The sequence below is a fragment of the Limnohabitans sp. genome (genome assembly GCF_044373035.1).
GTDB lineage: Bacteria > Pseudomonadota > Gammaproteobacteria > Burkholderiales > Burkholderiaceae_C > Limnohabitans_A.
Map to the genome: position 1 here is coordinate 23,704 of NZ_JBILQU010000022.1, position 8,872 is coordinate 32,575.

Genomic DNA, 8,872 nt, shown 5'->3' on the forward strand with positions numbered 1-8,872 from the left:
CTTACCTCAGCTTCAAGGTCGACAAGCCGACCAGACACAGCAGCATGGTGATGATCCAGAAACGCACAACCACTTGCGTTTCTTTCCAGCCGCTTTTCTCAAAATGGTGGTGCAACGGCGCCATCTTCAGGATGCGCCGGCCTTCACCGTATTTTTTCTTGGTGTACTTGAAGTAGGTCACCTGCGCCATCACCGACAAGGCCTCGACCACGAAGATGCCGCCCATGATGGCCAGCACGATTTCCGCTCGCACGATGACCGCGATGGTGCCCAGCGCTGCGCCCAGCGCCAGCGCACCCACGTCGCCCATGAACACCTGTGCCGGGTGCGTGTTGAACCACAAAAATGCCAGGCCCGCGCCAGCCATGGCGGCGCAAAAGATCAGCAATTCGCCCGAACCCGGGATGTACGGGAAAAACAGGTATTTGGAATACACCGCGCTGCCGGTCACATAGGCAAACACACCCAACGCCGAGCCCACCATGACCACCGGCATGATGGCCAGTCCGTCCAGGCCATCGGTCAGGTTGACCGCGTTGCTGGAACCCACAATGACCAGATAGGTCAGGACCACAAAGCCCAGCACGCCCAGAGGGTAGTTGACCTCTTTGAAGAAGGGCACCTGCAAACCCGCCTTGGGCGGCAAGTTCACATCAAAACCAGACATGACCCACTGGCTAAACAGGTCCAGAACCCGCGCATTGGAACTTTCGGAAATGCTGAATACCAAATACAGCGCAGCCAGCAAACCAACGACCGATTGCCAGAAATACTTTTCGCTCGAACGCATACCTTCGGGATCTTTGTTGACCACTTTGCGCCAATCGTCCACCCAACCAATGGCCCCAAAGCCCAGTGTCACGATCAGCACGATCCAGACAAAGCGATTGGACAGGTCAAACCACAGCAAGGTGGCGATGGCGATCGACAACAAGATCAGCACCCCGCCCATAGTGGGGGTGCCACTTTTGGACAGGTGGGACTCCATGCCGTAGCCTCGAATGGGCTGCCCAATTTTGAGCGAGGTCAAGCGGCGGATGACCCAGGGGCCTGCGGCCAAGCCGATCAGCAAGGCAGTCATTGCGGCCATCACGGCGCGGAACGTGATGTATTGGAAAACACGCAAAAAGCCCCACTCTGGGGACAAAGTTTGCAACCATTGGGCCAGGCTAAGCAGCATGGGGCTCCTCTTTTTTATTGTGATTTTTCGTGTCGGCTGCGCTGCTTGACTGCAAGGCCTGGACCACGCGCTCCATCTTCATGGTGCGCGAACCTTTGACGACCACGCTGCGGAACTGGCCCATATGGGCTGTGACGCTGGCCAACAGGCTGTCCATGTCTCCAAAATGTCGGGTCGATCCGAAGGCCTGTGCGCTGTGCGCGCTCAAATCACCCAGGCAATACAGCGCCTCAATGCCGCGCTCGGCCGCGTAGCGGCCGACCTCGGCATGGAATTCAGGGCCTTGGTGGCCCACTTCAGCCATGTCACCCAACACCAGCAAACGCGGTGCGGGCAACTCGGCCAGCACGTCGATGGCAGCGCGGACCGAGTCGGGGTTGGCGTTGTAGGTGTCGTCGACCAAGGTGATCTCGTCTGTGCCGGTGTGCACCACCAACGCTCGCGAGCGACCCTTGACCGGCTCAAAGGCGACCAAGCCCAGAGCCACAGCGGCCAAAGGCACGCCGGCGGCCAGTGCGCAGGCCGTGGCGGCCAAGGCGTTTTTGACGTTGTGCCGCCCTGCAATGTGCAGGCGAATGGGTGCGGTGCCCTCGGGTGTTTTGAGGGTGAACTGCCAGGCTCCAGACTGCCAGACCACGACCGCCGCAAACACCTCGGCCAGGGCATGGGCGTCTGGGGCAGACGCCATGGCAAAGCAGCGCTGCACACGCTGGCCCGACAGGCCTTGCCACACGGGCGTAAATGCTTCGTCAGCCGGAAACACCGCCACGCCCCCAGGGGGTAAGGCCTGCAGCACAGCGCCGTTTTCATGCGCCACGGCTTCGACCGTGCCCATGAACTCCTGGTGCTCGCGCTGCGCGTTGTTGACCAGGGCCACACTGGGCAGAGCCAGTTTGGCCAAGTAGGCGATCTCACCGGGGTGGTTCATGCCCAACTCGACCACGGCAATGCGGTGGTGGGCGCGCAAATTGAACAAGGTCAATGGCACGCCAATGTCGTTGTTCAAGTTGCCCTGGGTGGACAAAGCGTCATCCCCTGCATGGGCACGCAAGATGGACGCGATCATTTGCGTCACGGTGGTTTTGCCGTTGCTGCCAGTCACGGCGATCAGCGGCAAACTGAACTGCGCACGCCAGCCTGCGGCCAGCTCGCCCAAAGCGATGCGTGCATCGGGCACCACCAGCGCAGGCAAGCCTTGCGCCAGCGCCAGCGCTTCACCCGAGGCCTCGCACACCACGGCCACGGCGCCCTGCGCCTTGGCCTGGGCGATGAAGTCGTTGCCATCGAAACGCTCACCGCGCAAGGCCACAAACAAGTCGCCCGCTTGCAGGCTGCGGCTGTCGGTATGCACCCGGTCGGCCACCACGCCTTGGACATTCACGCCACGGGCTTGGCTCAACCAGCCCAGGGCGAGATTCAAATTCAATTTCATGGACTCAGGGACGTTCATGCGTGAACCCCCATCCGTTGCAAAGCGCGTTGCTGCAAAGCCGTTTGTGCTTGGGCAACGTCCGAAAACGGGTGGCGCACGTCCCGGATCTCCTGCTCGCTTTCGTGGCCTTTGCCCGCCACCAGGACCACGTCTTGCGCCGCTGACTGCGCCACCGTATCGGCAATCGCCAAGGCACGGTCCAGTTGAATGTGGACCGACTGAGGACGGCTCAGGCCCTGGACCATCGCGGCCACAATGGCCTCAGGTGATTCGCTGCGGGGGTTGTCGCTGGTCAACACCACCTGGTCGGCCGCAGCTTCGGCGGCTGCCGCCATCAAGGGGCGCTTGCTGGCATCTCGGTCACCGCCACAGCCCAGCACACACCACAGGCGACCACCACGCAGCGTCGCCTGCGAACGCAGCGCGGCCAGGGCCTGGGTAATGGCGTCGGGCGTGTGGGCGTAGTCCACAACCACCATGGGGCTTGTCACATCAGCTGGAGCACCTGACACGTCAAAGAACACGCGCTCCATGCGACCAGGTACCGCCGTCAGCTGCGCACAGGCTTGCACCGCTTGCGCCAAGTCAACACCCAGGGCGCGCAAACTGCCGATCACGCCCAGCAGGTTGTCCATGTTGTAGTCGCCGATCAGGCTGGTGTGCAAGGTCTGAACGGTGTCACCTTCGATCACATCAAAGGCCAAACCTTGGCCGCTGGTCAAGGCACGCGCTTGCAGACGGGCCGGAGCCCGACGCGAGCAGGTCCAAACGTCGAGCGAGCCGCTTTGCAACTGCTGGGCCAGCAAAGCGCCTTGCGCATCGTCGATGTTGATGACGGCTGCTTGCAAACCGGGCCAAGCAAACAAGGCGGCTTTGGCTGACCAGTAGCGGGCCATGTCCCCGTGGTAATCCAGGTGGTCTTGGGTGAAATTGGTGAACACGGCCACGCGGATGTGTGTGCCATCCAAGCGGTGCTCGGCCAGACCGATGGAGGAGGCTTCAATGGCGCAGTGCGTCACGCCGTCGCCCGCGAACTGCTGGAACTGATGCTGCAGCAGCACCGGGTCGGGCGTGGTCATGCCGGTGGTGATCAGATGGGGCAAGCGGCCCACGCCGAGGGTGCCCACCAGCCCGCAAACTTTCTGAAGCACGGTCGAAGACAGCGCCTGCGCCAACCACCAGGCCGTCGATGTTTTGCCGTTGGTGCCCGTGACCGCCAGCACCTGCAAGTCGTGGCTGGGGTGCTCAAAATAGGCGTCAGCCACCCAAGCGGTTTGCGCCTTCAGGTCGGGCATGCAGGCCAAGCTCTCTTGGTCGGGGTCCTGCAGAACGTTCAGCCAAGGTGCGTGTCCGGCCTCTTCCATCAGGCAAGCACGGGCGCCTTGCGCCAAGGCCTGCGCCAGATAACGCCGTCCATCGGTGGCGGCACCCGGCCAGGCAATGAAACCATCACCCTCCCGCACCAATCGGCTGTCGGTCCGCAACTCGCCCGACACGCGCGAGCGCAACCAGTGGGCCGCTTCCTGAGCGCTGTGCAGGGTCTGCATCAGAACGACTCCTCGACCGCTTTGGCCACGATCTGGGGCTTGACCGCCATGTCGGGCTGCACGCCCATCAGGCGCAGGGATTGCTGAACCGTCTGGCTGAACACGGGCGCAGCCACGGCACCGCCGTAGTAGACGCCGTTGGAGGGTTCATCGATCATCACAGCCACCACGATGCGGGGCTGCTCGATCGGGGCGATGCCGACGAAAAAGCCCCGGTATTTTTTGCTGGCGTAACCCTTGCCTTCTTGCTTACGGGCCGTGCCCGACTTGCCACCCACCGAATAACCGATGGTCTGGGCTTTTTGTCCGGTGCCGCCGGGCCCAGCTGCCATTTGCAGCATCTTGCGCATGGCTTTGGCGTTGGCGACGCTGATCACACGCGTGCCCTGCACCTGTTGCTCGGCTTTCATCATGGTGGCTGGCACGATCTCGCCGTCACGCGCAAATACGGTGTAGGCCCGTGCCATCTGAAACAAACTGCCCGACACGCCATAGCCATAGCTCATGGTGGCCTGCTCTATAGGCCGCCAGGATTTGTAGGGCCGCAAACGACCGCCGACCACGCCAGGAAATGGCAAGGCGGGTTTTTGTCCGAAACCCAACTCGGTGAACATCTCCCACATCTCGCGGGGCTCCAGCTGCATGGCCATCTTCACGGTGCCCACGTTGCTCGACTTCTGGATCACCTCGTTCACGCTCAGCATGCCGTAGGTGTGCACATCGCTGATGGTCGAGCCGGTGATGTTGATGCGCCCAGGGGCCGTCTGGATCATCGTCTCGGGCTTGACCAAGCCTTTCTCCAGGGCCAAGGCCACCGTGAAAGGCTTCATGGTCGAGCCCGGCTCGAAGCTGTCGGTCAAGGCTCGGTTGCGCAATTGCTCACCGCTGAGGTTGACGCGCCGCGATGGCGAATAACTGGGGTAGTTGGCCAGTGCCAAGATTTCGCCGGTCTGCGCATCCAGCACCACCACGCTGCCCGCCTTGGCTTTGTGCTCCTTGACCGCATCGCGCAGGGTCTGGTAGGCATAAAACTGGACTTTGCTGTCGATGCTCAGCTGCAGGTCCTTGCCGTCGACCGGGTGCACGGTTTCACCCACGGCTTCGACCACACGACCCAGCCGGTCCTTGATCACACGGCGTGAACCGGCCTGACCGGCCAGCTGCTTTTGAAAAATGAGTTCCACGCCCTCTTGGCCTTGGTCTTCCACATTGGTAAAGCCCACGATGTGCGCAGCCGCTTCACCCTCCGGATACAGGCGCTTGTACTCCTTGATGTCGTAGACACCTTTGATGCCCAACGCCCGAATTTCTTTGACCACGGGTTCGTCCATCTGGCGACGCAGCCAAACAAAGGTCTTTTCTTCGTCCTTGAGCTTGTGCTCCAGCTGGGCAGGCGTCATCTCCAACAAGCGGGCCAATTGGCGCAGCTTGACCGGGTCACGCTCCAGATCTTCCGGATTGGCCCAGATGCTGGGGGCCGGCACGCTCGACGCCAGCAAAACACCATTGCGGTCGAGCACGCGCCCACGATTGGCGGGCAATTCGAGGGTACGGGCAAAACGCACCTCACCTTGGCGCAGGAAAAAGTCGTTGTCGATCACCTGCACATGGGCTGCCCGGCCCACCAGGCCCAAAAAACCCAAGGCCATGGCGGCCACAATCAGCTTGCTGCGCCAGACCGGGGTCTTGCTGGCCAGCAATGGGCTGGAAGTCAGCTGGACGCTGCGGCTGTGGTTCACTGTGCGCCTCCCGCTGCTGGCAGAGAAGCAGCATCCATGGCTGCGCCCTGGGCATTGACGTACTGGGTAATGGCAGGAGACGCCGTGCGCATGTTCAATTGCTGACGGGCAATTTGTTCCACCCGCAAAGGCGTGGCCTGGGCGCGGCGCTCGACTTCCATCCGGTCATGGTCCACCTCGATGCGCTTGGCCTCTTTGCGTGCAGACTCCATGTCCATGAACATGCGGCGAGACTCGTAGTGGCTGTGCACCAACCACAGGGCGCTGACCACGGTGGCCACCAGCAAGAGCAGGCTCACGCGGGTCATGCGGGCACCTCAGTGCGCTCGGCCATGCGCATGATGGCGCTGCGCGAGCGCGGGTTGCCACGCACTTCGCCCTCGCTGGGGCGCACACGGCCATGGGTTTTCAGTCGCATCTTGACGGGTTCGGCAAAGGGCACACGCCGATCCACCACCTCTTTGGAATGCTTGGCCATGAACTGCTTGACGATGCGGTCTTCCAGCGAGTGGAAACTGATGACCACCAAGCGCCCGCCCGGTGTCAACACCCGCAAACTGCCCTCTAGCGCCTGTTCGAGCTCTTCAAGTTCGGCATTGATGAAAATCCGAAAAGCCTGAAATGTCCGCGTTGCAGGGTTCTGACCCGGCTCGCGGGTTTTGACCGTGTCAGCCACGAGTTGGGCAAGATCTGAGGTGCTTGAAATTGGGCCCCGTTCTTGTCGGCGAGCCACAAGCGCCTTTGCAATCTGAAAAGCAAACCGTTCTTCGCCATAGTCACGTACCACCTCCGTGATTTGATCCACTTCTGCGGTGGCCAGCCATTCGGCCACACTCTGCCCGCGCGTGGTGTCCATGCGCATGTCGAGCGGAGATTCAAAACGAAAAGAAAAACCCCTCTCGGGGCTGTCAATTTGGGGGGAGCTGATGCCCAGGTCCATCAGCACACCATCGACACTGCCTGCGGGCAGTTCAGCGAGGTGCGAAAAACCCTCGTGCCGAATTGAAAAGCGCGCATCCTCGATGTGACCGGCTTCTGCAATGGCTTCGAGGTCCTTGTCAAAAGCCAACAATCGACCGCGGACCGACAGACGGGAAAGAATCAGGCGCGAATGACCGCCTCGGCCAAAAGTGGCGTCCACATAAGCGCCATCGATCCCAGCAGAGGCCTGGAGCAACTCGTCCACGGCTTCGTTCAAGAGCACGGTGGTGTGAGTCAAAACGTTGTCGGTCATGGCGTTCAGAAAGAAAAGTCTTTGAACACGTCAGGCATTTCGCCTTGCATGGCCTGCGCTTCTTGCGCGTCGTAAGTGGTTTTGTCCCAGAGCTCGAAATGGTTGCCCATGCCCAGCAGCATGGTGTCTTTGGAGATGCCGGCCGCTTGGCGCAATTCGGGCGAGATCAGCACGCGCCCTGTGCCGTCCATCTCGACGTCCATGGCGTTGCCCAAAAAGATCCGCTTCCACCACTGGGCGGACATGGGCAACTGGGCAATGCGTTCGCGGAACTTCTCCCACTCGGGGCGAGGGAACACCATCAAACAACCATGAGGGTGCTTGGTGATGGTGAGCTGGCCCTGTGCCGTGGCGCTCAAAACGTCACGGTGCCGGGTCGGCACAGACAGCCGCCCCTTGGCATCCAAACTCAGCGATGAAGCCCCTTGAAACACGGCGAAGACCCTTTGGTGTGGAAAAAATGCATCAGTGGCATTATTTCCCACTTAATTGCACTTTTTTGCACTGTATCAGGAAATCAGGCGATGACCATGGGTCAGGATCGATTTTTTTCAATGAAATCAAAGGCTTAGCACGTATTTTAAATCCCGAAAGAACCTGATTTTCTTTCTAAATTAAACACTTACACGTCACACTGCAAGTAACATCTCAACTCGCAATCAATTCAAAAAATTTAAAATCAGTAAATTCAAAAAAGAATCACGCTCGGCCAACCGCCCATAAAAAAACCCCTTGGCAGGGGTTTTTGGGTTTGTATCGGCACCTCGGAACTCAGTCGCCGAACATTTTTTGCTTGAGTTCGCGCCGCTGTTGGGCTTCCAGCGACAAAGTGGCCGTGGGACGGGCCAACAAGCGACCAACGCCGATGGCCTCACCGGTTTCATCGCAAAAACCGTAATCGCCCGCATCGATGCGTTGTATGGATTGCTCAATTTTCTTGAGCAGCTTGCGCTCGCGGTCGCGCGTTCGCAGCTCCAAGGCGTGCTCTTCTTCAATGGTGGCTCGGTCAGCAGGGTCGGGCACCACCACCGTGTCTTCTCGCAGGTGCTCGGTGGTTTGACCTGCACTGGTCAGGATATCTTGCTTGAGTCGGGTCAGCTTCAGGCGGTAGTACGCCATCTGCTTGTCGTTCATGTACTCGTCGTCTGACATGGCGAGGATTTCAGCATCCGACAGTTCATCTACTTTTTTGGTCTTCCAGTTGTTGGCCAGTTTGGGGTCTTTCTTGACGGGCGCAAAAGGAACAGGGACAACCGCAGGCGCAGCACTGGGCAAGAAACTGGACTTGGCCGCCGTGGATGCCACCGCTGGCGGCAAAGAGGGCACGGTAATTTGGGCCAAACGGGCAGATGGCCGAGCGGCGCGAACAAATTGCTCGGGTGCAGCTGGGGTGTTGGCAGGTTTTGATTCGACCGGCGGTGTGACAGTTTCCACTTTGGTAACGCTCATGTTTTTCGCTTTGGGGGTCTGGGCTGCCGGAACAGCCTGGGTGACAGCAGACGATTGGTTAGGACTGACTTTTCCAGTGGCCTTGGCTGCAGCAGATGTGACCGCTGCGGTTTTGGCCACCGCTGCCTTGACAGGCAGGGCCGGTTTTGAAGTGGGCTTGGCCTTGGAAGGCGTTGCCTTGGGCTTTGCAGCTGTTTTGTCTGCCGCTTTGGCCATCAAGACTTTGGACTTTGCAGGCACTGCCTTGGCCTTTGCCGGGGCTGCCTTGGCCTTTGCCGGGGCTGCCTTGGC

The 8,872-nt window shown here is 60.2% G+C and carries 9 protein-coding genes; 1 reads left to right on the plus strand and 8 read right to left on the minus strand.

All coding sequences use genetic code 11. From position 1 onward, the window contains the following. Nucleotide 1 precedes the first annotated feature (1 nt). The 8 genes from mraY to dksA all read right to left on the minus strand — a co-directional run bounded on the left by mraY (nucleotide 2) and on the right by dksA (nucleotide 8,581). On the minus strand, nucleotides 2–1,180 hold the full coding sequence (mraY, locus tag ACIQ47_RS05520) for a phospho-N-acetylmuramoyl-pentapeptide-transferase (RefSeq protein WP_396437195.1): 1,179 nt from the start codon (nucleotides 1,178–1,180) through the stop codon (nucleotides 2–4). After that, a complete protein-coding gene (murF, locus tag ACIQ47_RS05525; RefSeq protein WP_396437196.1) occupies nucleotides 1,170–2,612 on the minus strand; it encodes a UDP-N-acetylmuramoyl-tripeptide--D-alanyl-D-alanine ligase in 1,443 nt (480 codons plus the stop codon). The genes mraY and murF overlap by 11 nt, the downstream gene beginning before the upstream one ends. A gap of 14 nt (nucleotides 2,613–2,626) precedes the next feature. After that, a complete protein-coding gene (locus tag ACIQ47_RS05530) occupies nucleotides 2,627–4,159 on the minus strand; it encodes a UDP-N-acetylmuramoyl-L-alanyl-D-glutamate--2,6-diaminopimelate ligase (protein ID WP_396437197.1) in 1,533 nt (510 codons plus the stop codon). After that, nucleotides 4,159–5,898 (minus strand): peptidoglycan D,D-transpeptidase FtsI family protein, encoded by a 1,740-nt coding sequence (locus ACIQ47_RS05535; protein WP_396437198.1) that lies wholly within the window; start codon nucleotides 5,896–5,898, stop codon nucleotides 4,159–4,161. The genes ACIQ47_RS05530 and ACIQ47_RS05535 overlap by 1 nt, the downstream gene beginning before the upstream one ends. After that, nucleotides 5,895–6,206, minus strand: a complete 312-nt coding sequence (gene ftsL, locus ACIQ47_RS05540; protein WP_396437199.1) for a cell division protein FtsL — start codon at nucleotides 6,204–6,206, stop codon at nucleotides 5,895–5,897. The genes ACIQ47_RS05535 and ftsL overlap by 4 nt, the downstream gene beginning before the upstream one ends. After that, nucleotides 6,203–7,132 carry a 16S rRNA (cytosine(1402)-N(4))-methyltransferase RsmH gene (gene rsmH, locus ACIQ47_RS05545; protein WP_396437200.1) on the minus strand — a complete coding sequence of 310 codons (930 nt, stop codon included), beginning with the start codon at nucleotides 7,130–7,132 and terminating at the stop codon, nucleotides 6,203–6,205. Before rsmH ends, ftsL begins: the two co-directional genes overlap by 4 nt. 5 nt (nucleotides 7,133–7,137) lie before the next feature. Then, nucleotides 7,138–7,566, minus strand: a complete 429-nt coding sequence (mraZ, locus tag ACIQ47_RS05550) for a division/cell wall cluster transcriptional repressor MraZ (RefSeq protein WP_108351518.1) — start codon at nucleotides 7,564–7,566, stop codon at nucleotides 7,138–7,140. Between the two features lie 337 nt (nucleotides 7,567–7,903). After that, nucleotides 7,904–8,581 (minus strand): RNA polymerase-binding protein DksA, encoded by a 678-nt coding sequence (gene dksA / locus ACIQ47_RS05555; protein ID WP_396437201.1) that lies wholly within the window; start codon nucleotides 8,579–8,581, stop codon nucleotides 7,904–7,906. Here dksA and ACIQ47_RS05560 point away from each other — a divergent pair. After that, the coding region (locus tag ACIQ47_RS05560) for a hypothetical protein (RefSeq protein ID WP_396437202.1) at nucleotides 8,580–8,872 on the plus strand (293 nt) is incomplete at its 3' end. The genes dksA and ACIQ47_RS05560 overlap by 2 nt on opposite strands.

Bases quoted from the DNA above. Each gene is read 5' to 3' on its own strand.
- mraY (WP_396437195.1), bottom strand. From the start codon at position 1,180: ATGCTGCTTAGCCTGGCCCAATGGTTGCAAACTTTGTCCCCAGAGTGG.
- murF (WP_396437196.1), bottom strand. From the start codon at position 2,612: ATGAAATTGAATTTGAATCTCGCCCTGGGCTGGTTGAGCCAAGCCCGT.
- ACIQ47_RS05530 (WP_396437197.1), bottom strand. From the start codon at position 4,159: ATGCAGACCCTGCACAGCGCTCAGGAAGCGGCCCACTGGTTGCGCTCG.
- ftsL (WP_396437199.1), bottom strand. From the start codon at position 6,206: ATGACCCGCGTGAGCCTGCTCTTGCTGGTGGCCACCGTGGTCAGCGCC.
- rsmH (WP_396437200.1), bottom strand. From the start codon at position 7,132: ATGACCGACAACGTTTTGACTCACACCACCGTGCTCTTGAACGAAGCC.
- dksA (WP_396437201.1), bottom strand. From the start codon at position 8,581: ATGAGCGTTACCAAAGTGGAAACTGTCACACCGCCGGTCGAATCAAAA.